Origin of the sequence: Enterobacter adelaidei (genome assembly GCF_041937165.1) — a bacterium.
GTDB classification, from domain to species: domain Bacteria; phylum Pseudomonadota; class Gammaproteobacteria; order Enterobacterales; family Enterobacteriaceae; genus Enterobacter; species Enterobacter adelaidei.
In genome coordinates, this window is the sequence record NZ_CP154353.1 from 2,123,547 (window position 1) to 2,140,197 (window position 16,651).

Genomic DNA, 16,651 nt, shown 5'->3' on the forward strand with positions numbered 1-16,651 from the left:
CTATTATGAAATAAGGACATAAAATGACCAATTCAGCGTTTCAGTGGACGTGCATTAAATGTGATAAAGAGATCCCACAGCATCTTGAATATTGTTCTGAGTGCGAAGAAAAACGATATCGCAAAATAGGTGGTTTGTTATATCTGCCATTTATCAATATGCTGTTTATCGCTTACGCCTACTTTAACTCTATGGCAGTAACGTTAAGTGCCGGGATGGAAACGGTAGGTCGTCTTCCGCTCTCCCAGACGACCTATCTCTTTGTTGCTAGTGGGATTAACTTAGTTTTCCTGCTTTTTATCATCTATATTGTTTCTCTGTTTTTGCGGAAAAAGAAAGAGTTACCTCTGGCTTATTGTGCTTTGCTTGTTTCGGGTATCGCTCTGATGCTAATTGACAGGGTCGCCACTTCTTACATCTTTCCGCAGATCTCCCTGAATATGGCTCAGATAATGCCTATTATTATGCATGTGATATACGCTTGTATCTGGATCCCGTACTTCCGTACCTCCGTTCGGGTTAAAAAGACGTTCATTTGGTAGACGAGGCTGGCCGCCAGTACACGATAGGGAAGCAATATTTTTTGGCGTTGTTGGGAGGTCATCTCAGCAACCCAACCAATATTGGGTGTCTCCCACATATCCGAAAGTATGCTAAAATTTGTACAGCGATAAGCCGAAGATAAAACGTCGCAATTTCAGCGCGTTAGCCAAAGTGAGTGATTATGGATAATAGTCCACATGAACAGACAGTTTGGAAAAGATACCGCGCATGGTTGTGGTGCGGAAGTTTTTATCTGGTTGCATTGCATTGTTCTGCAGATGAAATAAACCTGTACTCAATAAACACGGGTTCATACGTCTATCATCTTACAAACAATCACGGACAATATACTGAGAATTTTGAGAATAACTTTATATCCGTGGAGAGGAAGTTCTCGGATGATTCGAAATATAGCTTTGTGCTAGGCACAATGAAAAACAGCTTTGATAACAGATGTCTGGCTGCCGGCGTCAGAAGAGACTGGGCAGGGTGGGATAACGGTTGGGTTTTTAAAGGGATATATGGATATGTCGGCGAGTTTTTCTTTGATGCTTTCAATGATTGCGGTGACCATGGGTCATACCATGATTTCAAAAAAGTAACAGGAATCGGCTTTTCTCCCTACATATACCATGGATTTCAATACAATTTTACGTCTTATTTTGGGATGGATGTAGGTATTATAATTCCATCCGTATTTGTCATTACAGCACAGTGGAGCTTTAGATGAATCCTTCACCTGGTGTGACGACATTATAGAATGAAGTGATGTACCACCTGTTGATTGTGCGACATATAGTAACATCTTTCTCTCCGCTTTATCGCAGGGCTGCGACAGCAGCCCTTTGAAAATTCTGGTAATATTCGCCTTCAACCCGTTTGGGGTTATATAACACTACCGGTTTCACCCTCACTCGCAGTCTCTTTGCTTTGAATGAAGCGGAGTGCCAGATAGAGGTCTGGCGCCAGAATCATTTCATCATCATTGATAGTTGGTCGACTTTCTTTGAACCAGCGTGTTAATTCCGTTTTCCTGCCCGCAAGGATGAGCTTAATCTGCCGACCCTTCAGGTCACGCTTTAGCTCATTAATGGTTGCCAGGACACTGATATCTGAATACGTGAAGCAGGCAACGGCATCAATGACCACCCATTTAGGCTGTTCTGCTGCGCCTTCAACTAAGTTCAACACGCGGCGTTTAAAATAAGCCACATTAAAATAGGTCAACGGTGAGTTAAATCGATACATCAGCACGCCCGGAACCATTTTAATATCGGTGGTATTCCCTAATGAGTGGATCATGCCATTTTCGTCTGTTCCCAGTAAATGCTCAGAGGGGCGAAAGACTGTACGGAGGAACTGTAACAGGCCAAGCAGCACAGCAAGGCCGATCCCCTGAATAACGCCGATAATTAAAACACAACCAAACGTGAAAAAGGCCAGGCGAAATGCCTGTTTATTTCTTCGTCTCAGGTTCCATAGCCCACGCAAATCAATTAATGACCACGACGCATACATAAGAACAATGCCTAAGGCAGAGACCGGAATAAATTGTAAGGGTTGGGTGAAAAAGAGTAATACGACTCCAATGATTAAGGCTGCGACAATGGATACCAGCTGACTTTTTCCTCCAGTGGAATCATTAACCGCGGTCCGGGAATCGGCCCCACTAATAGCAAACCCCTGAGATAACCCCGACATGATATTCGCAATACCCAGCGCTCTGAACTCTGCATCAGCATTAATTTCATAGCCATTTTTCGCGGCAAAACTGCGGGCGGTCAGCATCAGACTGACAAAACTAACCAAAGCCAGGTTCAGCGCAGGGATCACTAAATCACGCATCGGGCCCGGCTGGAACGCCACCCAGTTAACGACCGGTAAACCGGGCTGGAAGCCTTCCCCCCCAATAGTGGCAATACCATACTGTTGCGCAGATGTCCCCCATACCAGAAACGTCGTTATCACGATGGCAATCAACGGTGCGGGCCAGTGGCTGCGAAACGTTTTGATCGCCATTAAAATCGCTAACGTTAAAATGGATATTCCTAAGGTTAATAAATGGCTCTCTGAAATTCGGCCCGGTAAGGCAATTATTTTCTCAATAACCTGCGCTTCATCAAGCTTGATCCCGAAAACCTTGCCTAATTGCCCGACAATAATCGTTACGGCTACGCCATTAAGCAGGCCAGTCAGAATAGGGTGAGAAAGCAGATCGGCAAGGGCACCCAGGCGAAATTTACTGGCAAGCAGACACCATCCGCCCATCATCAATGTCATGACGATCGTCAGTTGCCAGTGCAGTTCGGGATTTCCGGCAGAAAGAGGAAACACGACGGCGGCAATCACCGCGCAGGTCGTTGCGTCGGGGCCAACAATAAGCTGACGTGAAGAGCCAAACAGCGCATAGGCTATCATTGGTAAAACGCATGAATACAGACCTACGATAGCCCCAACACCCGCCAACTCAGCATAAGCAATAGCAACGGGCAGTGCTACAGCCGCAACGGATAACCCAGCTTTAACATCATGTTTTAGCCAGCTTTTATCGTAGGCTAATAAATTTTGCAGCCCTGGCATGTAGTTTAAAAAAAATTTTCCGAACACGTTATTCTCCGGATATTGATCTTACCTACGTAATGATGGCACGCTTCTAAATAAAATTTTTGTTTTAAAATGGTTCCAGGCTTTGCCGGCATTGACAGTTGTTACTCTCAGGAGCGCGATATGACCACCTTTTATCAATTTTCTGCTACCAGTCTGCGCGGCCAGGTTATCTCAATGGCTGACTATGCTGGCAAACTGGTTTTGGTGGTGAACACTGCCAGTCAGTGTGGATTCACGCCACAATACTCTGGCCTTGAGGCGCTCTACAAGAAGTATGCTGGCCATGGGTTTGTGGTGCTGGGTTTCCCCTGTAACCAGTTTGGTAAGCAGGAACCCGGCGGTGCTGATGAAATCGAGCAGACCTGTTATATCAATTACGGTGTGAGCTTCCCGATGTTCGAGAAAGTAGAGGTCAACGGCAACGCCGCGCACCCGGTGTTTCGTTACCTGAAAAATGAATTGCCCGGGGTGCTGGGGGGACGGATCAAGTGGAATTTCACGAAGTTCCTGATAGGTCGCGACGGCACACCGCTTAAGCGTTTTGCACCGTTCACGACGCCGGAGAAAATGGAAGCCTCCATCCTCGCCGCACTCAAGATCTGAGTGTTCCCGTTATTCGAGATATTTGCTTCTGGCGTACTTTCGGCAAACGGCAGGTAGTATGACCGCCCGTTGACAGGGGGGCGTATACAATACCGCAAGGGATAAACTGATTGAAGCCGTTGCGTAAAATCACTTATTCTTTGCCGTTTAAACATGCAGGAGATGCGTCATGATCGGCGAAACGCGCGGGCGGGGCACTTACTCTATGCCCGGGCTAAGCCACTACTGGAGGCGCTTGAGCAAACTGAAACAGAATTAACGTTACGGCAAATGCAACTCAAGGGTCCATTACGCATTTGTATTCCGAATGAAATAGGTCCTGCATTGCTGGGCTCTGTTGTTGCCGATTTCGCTTGCCAGTATCCCGAGTTGGAAATAAGCTGCGTAACAAATTTGTCTGGTTTTGAATCCCTGCGAGATGATCTTGATTTAGCTGTTATCGTTAGCCGTGGTCAAATGGATGACTGTGACTACATAGCCCGTCATCTGGTGACTATCCCTTGCACTATTGTTGCAGCCCCCTCCGTTATTCAGCGTTATGGTACACCTTCTCGGATACAGCAATTTGAAGAGTTACCCTGTATTACAACGGTAAGTGCACTGAGAGGTGCTCCCTGGCAGTTTGTTAGTAAAAAAGGGGGATTTGAAACCATTAAGGTTAAAGGTCATTACCGGGTAAACAGCGGAGAAATGGCAGGGCGAGCGGCGGTCGCAGGTGTCGGTTTTGCCATTCTTTCGAAACAAGCCTGTCAGCCATACATTAACAATGGACAGTTAATCGAAGTTGAGTTTGAACAATCGCCAGCGCCATTGCAATTGTTTGCACTTTATTCAGAACGACGCTATTTGCCTGCTAAAACACGAGCGCTCATTGATTTCATGCAGCAGAAATTGAGCAAAAATCCTGAGTAACACAAGGTAATGTTGCATAGCCAAAGGGTTTAGCATCTTATTCGACTTGTTTGTCCATATTTGTCATATGACGACAGCGAGTTTGTATGGCATAAGAGTGATTAACGAACATAAAAAGGAGTGACATTATGACGCTTTATGACCTTCGAGCCGAAGCAATTGCATTACCTGAGAGCTGGCACTCTACTGTATTAGGCCGCATTGGCACCGCAAATCTCAAAGTTTTACGCATGGATGAACGCTCAGTCATTGAAGAGGTACATGCGTACGACGAGGGGTTACTGGTTATTGATGGACGTCTGGAGCTGAGTGTGAAAGGAAACAAAATCTCTGTTACGTCCGGCCAGCTTTATGTCGCGAAAGCGGGTATTCCTCATACGGTAGAACCCGGCAGTTTTGGCACACTGGTTATCATTGATTTACCAGAAACGGACGTTGCCTGACGATAGTATGTCAGCTCAGTGCCAAAGGCGGACGTGGCTTTCCAGCGTTGATTGTCCTAAAAATTAATGACCCTATGTAATCAGGACAATACTATGCTCCTTGAGAAACTTAAACGTCTCGAATGCTCTCTTCATAATAACAAGCGGAACGATCGGAAATGGCTTGAACAGATACTTCATGAGGAATTTCGAGAGATAACGCGATCTGGCATGTTAGTTGATCGGGCAGAAACAATAGAGGTACTTTCTACTGAAGTTGGTGGTTCAATAATACACAGTGACGAATTTAGACTTATCATCGTTAGAAATAATTTCGCAATATTGCATTATAGGACTTTTGATCCAGATGGTAGTAATGCCTCTCTTCGTTCTTCATGCTGGGAAATGAATGGAAATGGCCAATGGCAATTGGTATTCCATCAGGGAACGCCTGAGTCGAAGCGCGTTTAGATCCTGGTCGCAACGTCCGCTCCTCGCTCAAAGAATACCCCCACATTTACTCATGCAGGTCTGCTTCGTGCCGGACGCGGACACCGTTTACCCCCGAAGCCACGGTGTGATCGTCAGCCCGGTCAGCAAACCTTCCGGACTAAGCAGGCGAGTGACGGTTTGCCCCCACGGTTCAGTACGGTTAGCCACCAGCAGGCGATAACCTTTATCCCTCAGGATACGGGTAGCAGAAGCGAGATCCTGCACCTCGTATTCAATCCATCCCTGAGGTATCGGATGATCGGCTGGCCACTGCTCCTGGCCAAAACATGACGTGGCAGCCTGCGAAAGCGGCCAGACGGCAAAATGTTTAACCCCCTGCAAAAGACCTTCTTCGGCAAGAAGATAGTCGCTATTACCTTCCATCGGCTTTAGCGGCAATCCGAGCGTCTCGACATAAAACCCGTAACTGGACTCTGTATTTCGCGAAATGGGTCCGAAACCCGCGATAAATAACACGTCAACTCCCGGTAAAATCTGCGACATAGCACCCCCTGGATTGCCTGAAATTAATGCTGAATTTAAAGTATGGCTGGCATTAACACTACCCTCAATTCTGGTATCTCATTTACCGTATCGGGCATGCCGCCACGGGTTTAAACGTAAGGGCGATGACGATCAACAGCACGACACCGGCGCTCATTACCAGCCAGGCGCTGGTCAGTGAAACCGCATTGTCGCGAACGATCCCCGCAATTAATGGCATGAGTGCCGCAATCAAGTACCCGCCGCCTTGCACTTTCGAAAGTAATTTCCCTGCCTGGGCGGGTGTTTGTGCGTGATCGAATGTGACGATGAGCGACAGCGGGAAGAGGGCGCCGATACCTGTGCCAAGCAGTAAGGTTGATATTACGGGCGTGGTTCCTGGCGAAAAGACCAGACACATTAACCCCGCCAGCAGCAACAGCAGAACAGTAATCAGCGGAACGCGACGGTCGGGGAATTTACCAATCAGCGCAGAGACAACAAACCCTGCGACAACTTCGGTTAATGTTAGCCAGGCCAGCATATAACCGCTGCTGCGTGCGCTCCATCCCGCCTGAATATAGAGCGGTGGCAGCCACGCCAGAACCAGCGTGTAGGCTCCCGTCCCCACACCGAAAAAGAGCAGCAATAGCCCGGTACGGGAAGAGGAGAGAGTCACTGATTCGCGCACTGGCGTTTGCCCGCGATGATGCTTAACCAACGCCAGCCACAGTACCAGCGCAAGCAGCGTTAACACACCTGCCATCGCCAGCGCGGGCTTCAGCGCAAGCCATGAAAATAACGGCTCGGCACTGGCGGCCGCTAATGCGGCCCCGGCCATAATGCCCGTGCTGAACAGGGACATCACCGTGCTGGCCGTCTGTACATACTCCCTTTTTATCAGAGCAGGCATTAACGCCTGGATCATGCCTATGCTGGCCCCGCCCAATAATGCTGTGGTCATCAGGCCGGTCAGCGTGGCGCTCATCCCCCGGAATGAACAGGCCAGGAGCAGGATGAAAAGTCCGATCATAATCCCCCGGACGGCGCCCACTCTGGCTAAAAGCCAGGGGCCGCTTAATGCCGCCAGCCCCATCATGGCGACAGGTAGCGTGGTAAGCAGGCTGAACTCTGTGGCTGATAACCCCACTTCACGTTGAAGTACTGAAAACAACGGTCCGACAGAAGCAAGTATAGGGCGCAGGTTCAACCCGACGATAAAAGCGAGAACGGCAAAGAGTAAAGGCGATGTGCGTTTCAACATGAGATCCTTTTCGGTAGTGAGCAGCCAGGGCAAAACACCGCAAGCATTTATCTTAACGTTAAGATAAAATCTTTTTTTGTGTAAGATGTACCGCACAACAGGATAAATTCCCGCGTTATCAGGGGTGAAAATGAAAGACCATGTCGATTTTGTTGTTGACCAGTGGGGCAGTGCCATGCCGGAACTGGATGTCTCATCGATGAAAATTTTTGGCCGCATGCTCAGGTTGATGAAGCATCTTGCAAAAAAGCGTGCGCAGGCCATGGCGTCGTTCGGTTTTCGCGAGGGCGAATTTGATGTGCTTGCCACGTTGCGTCGCGCCGGTGAACCCTATTGCCTGTCGCCCACGCAGCTGTATAAATCGCTGTTGATCACCTCTGGGGCAATGACTAACCGGCTCAATCATCTGGAACAACAAGGTTTTATCCGGCGGATTGCTGACCCTGAAGACAAACGCAGCACCCTCGTCAGCCTGACGCCTCACGGGCAGGAGTGTATTGAACGCGCGTTGATCGTTCATACAGAAACACAGAATGCACTACTGAAACCGTTATCGGGCGAACAACACGGGCAGCTTGAATCCCTGCTGAGGGAATTACTGCTGACATTTCCTCCGGAGGCGTCGGGGGATAAATGACTGAGCACTGGCCGGAATATCGCAAAAAACAAGGTGAATGATGTCATTACCACCACTGTATGCCCTACGCGCGTTTGAAGCGGCCGCACGGCTGAACTCATTCAGTAAAGCCGCTGAAACGCTCAATATTACGCCGGGCGCGGTCAGCAGACATGTCCGGACGCTTGAGTTGTGGTTCGACTGTGAGCTTTTTAAACGACAAGGCCCGAGAGTCGAGGTGAGTGAGGCCGGACGGATTCTTGCCGGGCAACTCAGCGAAAGTTTCGCCAGCATGGAGTGGGCCTGTCGGGCATTCAGAAGTGAACATCACCTCCTGCGCCTCAAAGCCCCCAGCTCGCTTACCATGAGGTGGTTGCTCGATGCCCTGAGAACTTTTCGCGAGAGCCATGCGAAACCCAAAGTTGAAATAGCCAGTGTCTGGATGGACATTGATACCGTTGATTTCACTCGCGAGCCTTACGATTGCGCGATACTCCTCGGAAATGGGTATTTTGGTGAAGCCACAGAGAGCCGGTTGCTTTTCAGTGAATGGCTTATCCCCGCTTGCGCCCCCTCTTTGCTGGAATCTGCCCGGCATCATCTTCCTCAGTGCGATCTTATCCATCCCTCACCGGACAGACGAGACTGGAGAAGGTGGCTGAAAAGGACGGGGAAATTTCCCGGACTCGACGTGAGTGGCGGGATTGTCTTTGATACCCTTGAACAGGGAAGTCTTGCAGCCATGAACGGTCATGGTGTCGCTATGACTGACCTTCGTCTCTCGTCAGAAGCCCTGACGGGTGGCCTTCTCGTCCTTCCCTTTCGGGAGGCCATCGCAACAGGAGAGGGCTACTATATTGTCTGGCCGAAAAATTCGCTCAGAAAGCAAAGTATCGAACGCCTGTTAGGCTGGCTTAATCTTAATACTCCGGTTGTTCCTTCTCTGGATATTGTATGTCTTGATTGGGATTATAAAAGGTCGTACTGAAACAGGATATTCCCTGCGGAGTATCCTGTCTGTCAGCATTATTTATGCGTAGGGGATGTTAGCCATTTTCTTATATCTATCCGGCAATGCACTATTCAGGTTGAGCAATTTATCCAGAATGTAGAGGGCAGGTGCTCCTTTTTCCCGCTCTGCATCGATCAACGCAGTGCGTAATACGTTGGCAGCCGCTGTCATTTTATGAAAATAATCCACTGCTTCAGATGCCTGCATTTCATCTGACGCGGTGTTAGGCACCCGGGACCATTCCGCGAAGTCAGGCAGGGGAAGGGGGATGTCTTCTTTGGGTAAATACGCAGAAAGCAACTCCTCAGCTTTGCCAGGCTCACTAAGGGCGAATGAGAGCAGATGCAGGCGATGTATAAATTGTGAAAGTGCTTCAGAGTTTCCTTTCTCAGCTGAAAGTATTTTTATAAACGTATGTAAATTTTCAGTCGTGGTATTTTTATGTGGCAAAACTATATTCATTAAATGGCATAAAATTTCTAGCGTCATAGGTTCCTCATCAACTCTCATTATTATTTAGAGTATGCGTCTCGATGTTCATTTCATCGAACAGCAATAAAAAAGGTTGAGGGAATGATATTTCAGTGCGGTTAAATTGAAAAACGACAAATAGTAAGACTCAGCGTGAGTTTTACTCAACATTGAATTTTACCCATAACACAGGGCTCGGAACCTGCAGACGCGTTAAGGTCTTTGCTGGCTCTGAGGAGAATTTATTGAGGATCGCCGTAGCTGATTGTCTGTTTCTAATGGTATAACGTGCTGCGGCAATCGAGTTGCCGTAAGCTAACTACACTCCCAAAGGTTTATATGAAACAAATTACGTTCAGTGACCTGCAGCAACAAAGCGAGCAAGCCGCAAATTCCCCTCGCTTACGCGCTCATCGAAATTTGCACCCTGAGCTCAGCGATCCGGTTCAGCGTCTGGCTATTGCCATGGAACCAGGTACCTATGTTCGTCCTCATCGTCACCCGCACACGTTTGAACTGCTGACGGCTCTTAGCGGGCGCTTTTTAGTACTGAATTTTGATGACAACGGTAACGTGACCCAGCGTGTTGTACTGGGTGAAGATTGCAAGGTGCTGGAGATGGACGCGGGGATCTGGCATGCCGTGTTATCGCTGGATAAAGGCGGGGTCATTTTTGAGGTAAAACACGGTGGCTACCAGCCTGTTGCCGAACAAGATTCAGCCCCATGGGCACCTGCTGAAAACGAGCCAGGTACCGCGGAGCTAATGAAATGGTACGCTCAGGCACAAGTGGGTGACGGTGGTTTTACGTTGTAATTTATCTACAATGTGTCAGGCGCGCCGAAATGCGTTCCTTTTCAACTGGCATTTTAAAAGGCCAGTCACTTGCGGTCAGGAATATTACGAACGGTCCTCTTTTAAAACGGAATGATAAAATGACCCATTCATTACGGCGGCTTGATGACGACTCCCTAAGGGAACAAATCCGGGGGGGTAAATGTCTATCAGCATGACAGTGGTCAGCTTCCGTTCGGAAACATTGATGCCTCACATTTTGAGTTATTGATTGCCGATCTTTTCCGGCATCTGCAGGGCACTGGAGTCGATTGGAACTGGTATGATGATGTCTGCCGCGTAAATGATGGTGCCGATAATGGCGTTGATGTCCTATTATCTCTCGATCAAGAAAGCCGGGGCATTGTGCAGTGCAAACGTTATTCAAGTGCTGACGTTACCATGACGCTGGTTCGTCAGGAGTTGCTTGCTCTTACTCTGCGCGGACTTGTCATTGACGACCTGCTTCCTCCCGAGGATCATTCAACACCCTTCCGGTATATTCTTGCGGTATCCAACAACGTCGCGGCAGATGTGTTCAGTTTCTTTACAAAGAAAATGCTGTGGTTAAAGATCTCACGAATAACCAAAGTAAGTGGGAAACGGCGGCCAGAATCGTTAAGAGCAAATATGCCCTTCTTAAAAACAGCTCTGTGTTTACCGGTAAAACCGATGCCCAGCTTCTGGCGATGGTGAGCGACAGATTAAAAGCATTTAAATATACGCTGTTCCGTCAGGAGTCACTTTCTCCGCTAGTGAGGAGGTGCGACTATGTCATGAATACCTATTTTGCCCGGGAGCAAGTTTGTTCGGTAGATGAGATCCACCGGTTATTCCGGGAGTATATGCCGGAACAGCCAGAGCTGCTTGCGTCAAATTACCTTGCTTACAGGTCCGTATATACACGGTATTCCAACGCAACAATGCTGTACGGTAAACGACTTCATTCGGTACTCATCCACCAGCGAGGACATGAGGCGCTCAAGACACTAGACGAGATGCTGACAACGCATCTTCCCCGCCAGACGGGCTCACAGCCTTCTGTAATTGTGTTCTGTGCAGATGCCTTCACGCTATCTGATTATGCAACCCTTAATAATCTGGTCAGCAGCTATCCCTTTCCCGTTGTTTTGCAAGCTGGTTTCGGGTGCGTAAAAGGCAGTGAGCTTAATGGGTTACGAAAATTAGCGATAAATTTCCCGGACGGTGACACAACGCTTTACCCGGCTGACGCAGACTATAAGGGGGGCTGGTGCTGGATAAAGGAAGAGAATTCAGCTCCAGAGGTGTGGTTATTACTCGAAACCACTGACCGCGGTTCGGGGACTGGACACGGCAGATTGTCCCTTCGACTGAGTTTTGCGGATATCAATCTTTGGTGCACCCTGAGTGGTGATTTTTACCCGGATACGCTGAATAAACACTTGCTGTGCGAAAAAGTTCTGGTCGGGATGAAGGATGATCGTTCAGGAAGAGGTAATATCCTGCTCGTCTCTTCTGCCGGCCCCATTCAGCAGGACACAGTCTGTCGTCAGGTGAACCTGTTCAATATGCTCAGAAGGCAGTCGGAGTTAGGGGTGGTACTTTGTCACGCGGCAGAAAACCCGGAAATCAGTGAGGCTCTGCGACATGCCACGGGATTTTTCCCGCTGAGTACCGGCGACGACCGGTTGTTCCTCTGTCCGAAGGCGCAGGATTTCTTCCTCCTGAGAAGCAGCCACATTGCCTCCGTTATACTAACGCTTGCCTTTGACAAGACCCGTAACAGTTTTAGCCTGATTGATTCCTTTTTATATCAGCGGCATGCGGGGCAGTTACTGTCTCTCAGCAAGGGCATTCAGATGGAGCTTGACCGTATGTTAAGCCCGTTGATCCCGTCGACGATGTATCCTATGACTTCCGTCGGTCTTACTGATCTGCGCCAGGGAATACTGACGGGAACAATCCCATATCCGGAAAACCTGGTGCAATATGCACTCAATGGTACGGGCTCTGAAAACAACACCGAACCGGACTCCCTGCACTATCATAGGATTGCCCTGCTACGGATCCTGCAAGCGCTTAGTTATCTCTCCGGTGATGTCAATATCAGTTGGCAGTCTGACACAAGCATGACGGCACACCTTTCCTGGGAGCAGTCGGGTGGGCAGAAGGACGGGATCCTTGGCTGGGATGCTCAGGGAATGAATTATATCCAGGTGCAGAGTCGCCTGCTCGAATGGATGAGGGATGGTTCATGGCACCCCGACTTATTTGTTTTCGCTCTTTTCGAGGGGCATATGCCAGCCGGGCAAAACCGGGTACCGCTCGATCTGACCCGCAATGACATTGTACAGCCCGACGAAATTCCGGACAGCACCGTTATGCCAAGGATTTCCCGCAGGGCCTGGGTGGTGGGGCTGATGGACTTGGTGCAAAACAGCATGACAAGCACAACCGCAGCGGATCGCACGTCCTTTCTGAAACAGATACAGGGTCTAAAAAATGGATAACCTAGTAAACCTGATAAATGCCAGAGCCAGCATGACAGGGTTTTTACCCCATAAAAAAGCCCGCACCCGATTTGCGCAGGTGAAGCATGCGGCAGGGTATTGGGAGTCCGATTATGCCTCGCTTCTGCTCTGGGATGTCAGTTATGTGCCTCAAAACGACCTCATCCGTGTGATAAATTACGGTGAGCAGGTTCTTGATACCCTGACGCGCGAAAGAGAAACAAAAGGGTACGTTATCGATGCCTCTCTCATTTATGCCTTCAGGGATCCGTCCCTATGTCCTTCAGCTCTTGTCGGGCGGATCGAACGTGACACACATCTGGCCCGTAAGCACGTTGTTATCAGGGTAGGCGGCCGTTGGACCCGGACAGAACGGATCACTGTTCTGGGGCTTTCCCCAGTCTCGACAGAAATTCATGCATCCGATGGCGCACGTTTTACCGACGCTACAGAGCGTCTGATCATGGACATTACCCACAGCAGTCCCTCCGGTCTTGCCCGCCGACATGCAAATGAATGGGAGAGTGGTGATGTTTGATTTACGCATTTTATCGGTAAAGATTAAGAATTTCAGGGGTATTAAGGGAGAGGTTACACTTCCACTTGATGCGGGGCTGACCGTCATTTATGCGGTAAATGGTACGGGGAAAAGCACGTTATGTCATGCCGTTGAGTGGGTTCTCACAGGTGAAGTGGCTGAGGTCCCTGCGGATGCGTTGGTGTGCCATTTCGCCACCGGCACGACGGAGGTGACCTGTGTTTGTCTTCTTGATGGAAAAAAAACAACCCTGGTTCGCACCCTGCAGGGTGCCACTCTTCAAACAGAGGAAGGAGAAGAGAGGCATATAAAAGATGACGAGTTGCTCGCGATGCTGACGCCGGCAGAAGCTGGTCTCAAAGCGCGATCAAACATTGCCACGAGAAACAAACGCGAGTGGTTACGGCACAGTCGCTGGCTTTATTCGCATTCGCTGGCTCTGCTGGTTGATGAAGCCGAATCGGAACAGCGTTCACAAATTTTTGCAAATATACTTGGCTATGGTCACTTACTTCCTCAGCAGAAATTACTGATGGACTATCTGCGGCATTTGCCACATTCCGTCTCGCTTTATAAAAAGCTCAGGGATACGGAAACAAAACGGCAGGAACTCGAACAAAAGCGTGAGCATTATGGGATACTTGCTACCCGCACTGAAGAGAGGCTGACAGCGTTATGTGATGCGCTGCGGATCCCTAGGGAAAACGTTCCTCCCCGGACACAGCTTGATCGGGCCTTGATGACACTGCAGATACGGCAGTTTGATCATCAGCTTCAGCAAACTCGCTACAGACAACTCGCCGAAACTTGGGAATCTGCACACTATGCGGAAAAAGAACTGACGCTTGCGGATCAAAAACATCTTTATTTTGAATCTGAGATCCGTTCCCGTGAGGAAAAGCAGAGTGAACGGAAGACGCAGATACGTGCTTTAAAACACCATATTGCGGAAGTGAATCACCAACGGGACAGGGTAACCGAAACTCTCACCACTCTTAACAATCAGTGGGAAATGGTCAGTGAGCGCGTTTTTGAAACCATAGGGGAGTATCCAGACCGACTCACATTAGCGCAGTTGCAGGCAATGGTGCCTGAATCCCATCTCTCCTCTGCCATGAGCGGAAAACGACTTTCCTTACTGCATAAAGCTCTCGCCGTACACCGGGCATGCTGGCTTGACGAAGATACGAGAAAGGAGTGGCAAGAATACATACTGGAATACAGTGATGAAGCTCCGCTGAAAGCCAGGGGGGAGCGTTTTCAGGTGCTTAGGGAAAAGCGCGATTCTTTCCGTTTCAGACAGATACATCTCAACGACACTCTGACTCAGCTCATGAACCTCGGCGAGCGTATCGTCAGTCATTCTGGTGAAACTCATTGTCCATTATGCAGCCATGACTGGGAGGGAAATGCATCTCTGATGGAGGCGATACGGCAGTCAGAAAGCATGCTCTCGCCAGCTTTACAGGCACTTAAGACCGAGCTGCAGCAAACCGAAGAGGAGATGGGGCAGCTCCGGGAAGAGATCCGTGACCTGAAAGTTAAAAGAGATCGCGCTACTAGCTATCAGGAACGTCTGCGTCGTGCTGATAAAACGTTTCTTGAACAAAAAGCGCTTCTTGATGTGGAGTGGCTCACGCCCTTGACTCCGGAAACGTGGCGACATGAGACACTGGAAAACTACTTAACCCGGCTGAATATGGGCCGGATGATTGCCGAATTTGCGGATAAAATTAGGCAAGCTGAGAGGCTACTGGATGACCAGACACTGAGAAATGATGTCGCTCTGGGGGATCTACCTGAGGAATACAGTTCAAGACTTACAACTACGCAACGAACACATGATATTTTGCTGACCAATCTTGCTCGCCAGCAAGCAGAGCTTGAACTAAAGCTCGGGCAGGAGTCTGTTTTGTTAAATGAACTGATTTCCGAGCGTAATCACATTGAAATAGTGCTTCGAGGGTACAGGGAAACTTGGGACTCATTCAGAACATTATGGGACAGTTTTACCGGAAACTCTCCGGTAAGTCAGAAAACACTTTCTGAATACAAAAACACACTGGATAGCGATCTTACTGCCGACGAGAACATCACCCTGCTATATGAAAAGGCTAAGATTGCCGTTCATGCCGCCGCAGCTGGTGAAGACTATATCCTTCTGCTCAGTGAAGAGAAGGAACTTCGTCAGCGTATTGAATTACAGGCAAAACGCAAACAGGTCGCTAATGTTGCTCTGTCAGAAGTTACGCATGAAATTGAGAAACTGGCAGATGCACGCATTAATGAGCTGATCGTGCCGGCTTCAGAGCTCTTCTCCAGAATGCATGCCAATGAGGTCTATAAGGGACTGAATATTGCAGGCAAAGGAGAACTTCGCTGGCGGGCTCTGGTTGAAGGTCCGGGAGACAATGATGATGCTTTGGTGGCCGACAGCTACTTCAGCCAGGGGCAACGTCAGGATCTGGCACTTTCTCTCTATCTGGCGCGGGCACGCTCTCTGGGGGGCACATTCTTTCTGGATGAACCCGTGGCACATCTTGACGATCTAAACCGCGCTGCAATGGTCGATATCTTCAGGGTGCTTTCAGTACAGAATCCAGATATGAATCTTGTGCTGACCACCAATAGCGATCTGCTGAGGCGGCACCTGATACAGAAGTACGCTCTACTGAGCGATCAGGCGCTGACGGTGATTACTATGACAGGAAATCCTCATCAGGGAGTCGATGTTACGGTCAGCTCAACAGGCAGGAGGCCTCATTTCCCAGATAACAGACTACCAGCCCCTGTCTGGTGAGGTACTTCTCACCGGAGCGGACGGGGTTATCGGCTACAACTCGTGTAGTAGGCAGGTTCCCGTCGTTGGCAGTGATGTAAAATTTGGGGCTTCCATCGAGTATACCGTGCTACGGTGTTCCAGTTCCTGAACGCTATAGCCGGTTTAGCTACAATCATTTTTATCAATGCAGATGCTTGCAGGCGTTGTCTGGAGTACCCGAGCAGGGTACTCCAGTGCAATGCGGCCTTATATGTCAGGCAGCCAGTTCAGGCATCTGCTCCTTCACAAAATTCAATACCTTTTTCGCGTCCAGAGACGCATATGGCAGACTCTCAACAATGGCGATTGAACGCGTATTCCCCACCGTTTCTTTTATCTCATCGAGTTTGTACTGAATATGCGGCGCAATGAGGAAACCATCGAAAGCGGGAGCGACACTGGCGAAATTATCCAGCCCTACAGCACTAATCATCAGCGGATAACCTTCGCGTTCTGCCAGAGACTGCATCTTTTTGGCGAGCGAGTTTGCGGTATTACCAAACAAACAACATATCAGAAGCTTTTTCATGTTTTGTTCCTC

General features: G+C 49.0%; 16 protein-coding genes and 2 pseudogenes. 13 read left to right on the forward strand and 5 right to left on the reverse strand.

Annotation, left to right across the window (positions count from 1 at the left end; all coding sequences use genetic code 11):
* Positions 1-23 precede the first annotated feature (23 nt).
* Both AAHF05_RS10405 and AAHF05_RS10410 read left to right on the forward strand, forming a co-directional pair.
* On the forward strand, positions 24-542 hold the full coding sequence (locus AAHF05_RS10405) for a DUF2569 domain-containing protein (protein ID WP_028017536.1): 519 nt from the start codon (positions 24-26) through the stop codon (positions 540-542).
* Positions 543-724: 182 nt separating this feature from the next.
* Positions 725-1,273 (forward strand): hypothetical protein, encoded by a 549-nt coding sequence (locus AAHF05_RS10410; protein WP_239664024.1) that lies wholly within the window; start codon positions 725-727, stop codon positions 1,271-1,273.
* A 155-nt stretch (positions 1,274-1,428) separates the two neighbouring features.
* Here the strand turns inward: AAHF05_RS10410 and AAHF05_RS10415 are convergent, their stop codons facing one another.
* Positions 1,429-3,150, reverse strand: a complete 1,722-nt coding sequence (locus AAHF05_RS10415) for a SulP family inorganic anion transporter (protein ID WP_129324813.1) — start codon at positions 3,148-3,150, stop codon at positions 1,429-1,431.
* Between the two features lie 120 nt (positions 3,151-3,270).
* Between AAHF05_RS10415 and AAHF05_RS10420 the strand changes: the two genes are divergently transcribed.
* The 4 genes and pseudogenes from AAHF05_RS10420 to AAHF05_RS10435 all read left to right on the forward strand — a co-directional run bounded on the left by AAHF05_RS10420 (position 3,271) and on the right by AAHF05_RS10435 (position 5,558).
* Positions 3,271-3,753 carry a glutathione peroxidase gene (locus AAHF05_RS10420; protein ID WP_028017533.1) on the forward strand — a complete coding sequence of 161 codons (483 nt, stop codon included), beginning with the start codon at positions 3,271-3,273 and terminating at the stop codon, positions 3,751-3,753.
* A 114-nt stretch (positions 3,754-3,867) separates the two neighbouring features.
* Positions 3,868-4,665 (forward strand): annotated as a pseudogene (locus AAHF05_RS10425) (substrate binding domain-containing protein); the annotation flags it as partial.
* A gap of 128 nt (positions 4,666-4,793) precedes the next feature.
* Positions 4,794-5,108 carry a cupin domain-containing protein gene (locus tag AAHF05_RS10430; protein WP_028017526.1) on the forward strand — a complete coding sequence of 105 codons (315 nt, stop codon included), beginning with the start codon at positions 4,794-4,796 and terminating at the stop codon, positions 5,106-5,108.
* A gap of 93 nt (positions 5,109-5,201) precedes the next feature.
* Positions 5,202-5,558: a DUF4440 domain-containing protein gene (locus AAHF05_RS10435; RefSeq protein WP_129324811.1), complete on the forward strand. Its 357-nt coding sequence runs from the start codon at positions 5,202-5,204 to the stop codon at positions 5,556-5,558.
* Positions 5,559-5,645: 87 nt separating this feature from the next.
* On the opposite strand, the gene AAHF05_RS10440 is transcribed toward AAHF05_RS10435, so the two are convergent.
* Positions 5,646-6,083: a glyoxalase/bleomycin resistance/dioxygenase family protein gene (locus AAHF05_RS10440; protein ID WP_028017524.1), complete on the reverse strand. Its 438-nt coding sequence runs from the start codon at positions 6,081-6,083 to the stop codon at positions 5,646-5,648.
* An 82-nt stretch (positions 6,084-6,165) separates the two neighbouring features.
* Complete coding sequence (locus AAHF05_RS10445) at positions 6,166-7,326, reverse strand: MFS transporter (RefSeq protein WP_129324810.1); 1,161 nt, start codon at positions 7,324-7,326, stop codon at positions 6,166-6,168.
* A gap of 130 nt (positions 7,327-7,456) precedes the next feature.
* On the opposite strand from AAHF05_RS10445, the gene AAHF05_RS10450 reads away from it, so the two are divergent.
* Positions 7,457-7,963, forward strand: a complete 507-nt coding sequence (locus tag AAHF05_RS10450) for a MarR family winged helix-turn-helix transcriptional regulator (RefSeq protein ID WP_049006818.1) — start codon at positions 7,457-7,459, stop codon at positions 7,961-7,963.
* 40 nt (positions 7,964-8,003) lie between these two features.
* Complete coding sequence (locus AAHF05_RS10455) at positions 8,004-8,930, forward strand: LysR substrate-binding domain-containing protein (RefSeq protein ID WP_129324809.1); 927 nt, start codon at positions 8,004-8,006, stop codon at positions 8,928-8,930.
* A 42-nt stretch (positions 8,931-8,972) separates the two neighbouring features.
* On the opposite strand, the gene AAHF05_RS10460 is transcribed toward AAHF05_RS10455, so the two are convergent.
* Positions 8,973-9,443, reverse strand: a complete 471-nt coding sequence (locus AAHF05_RS10460) for a hypothetical protein (protein ID WP_129324808.1) — start codon at positions 9,441-9,443, stop codon at positions 8,973-8,975.
* Between the two features lie 321 nt (positions 9,444-9,764).
* On the opposite strand from AAHF05_RS10460, the gene AAHF05_RS10465 reads away from it, so the two are divergent.
* The 5 genes and pseudogenes from AAHF05_RS10465 to AAHF05_RS10485 all read left to right on the forward strand — a co-directional run bounded on the left by AAHF05_RS10465 (position 9,765) and on the right by AAHF05_RS10485 (position 16,089).
* Positions 9,765-10,241: a WbuC family cupin fold metalloprotein gene (locus AAHF05_RS10465; protein WP_028017518.1), complete on the forward strand. Its 477-nt coding sequence runs from the start codon at positions 9,765-9,767 to the stop codon at positions 10,239-10,241.
* A gap of 246 nt (positions 10,242-10,487) precedes the next feature.
* Positions 10,488-10,619: pseudogene (locus tag AAHF05_RS10470) on the forward strand (hypothetical protein); the annotation flags it as partial.
* Positions 10,620-10,822: 203 nt separating this feature from the next.
* Entirely contained in the window at positions 10,823-12,751 is a 1,929-nt protein-coding gene (locus AAHF05_RS10475) for an ABC-three component system protein (protein ID WP_241697894.1), read from the forward strand.
* Positions 12,744-13,289, forward strand: a complete 546-nt coding sequence (locus AAHF05_RS10480; protein WP_129324807.1) for a hypothetical protein — start codon at positions 12,744-12,746, stop codon at positions 13,287-13,289. Before AAHF05_RS10475 ends, AAHF05_RS10480 begins: the two co-directional genes overlap by 8 nt.
* Positions 13,282-16,089: an AAA family ATPase gene (locus AAHF05_RS10485; protein ID WP_374936458.1), complete on the forward strand. Its 2,808-nt coding sequence runs from the start codon at positions 13,282-13,284 to the stop codon at positions 16,087-16,089. Before AAHF05_RS10480 ends, AAHF05_RS10485 begins: the two co-directional genes overlap by 8 nt.
* A 235-nt stretch (positions 16,090-16,324) precedes the next feature.
* Here AAHF05_RS10485 and AAHF05_RS10490 read toward each other — a convergent pair whose 3' ends face one another.
* A complete protein-coding gene (locus tag AAHF05_RS10490) occupies positions 16,325-16,639 on the reverse strand; it encodes a PTS sugar transporter subunit IIB (protein ID WP_028017510.1) in 315 nt (104 codons plus the stop codon).
* Between the last annotated feature and the right edge of the window lie 12 nt (positions 16,640-16,651).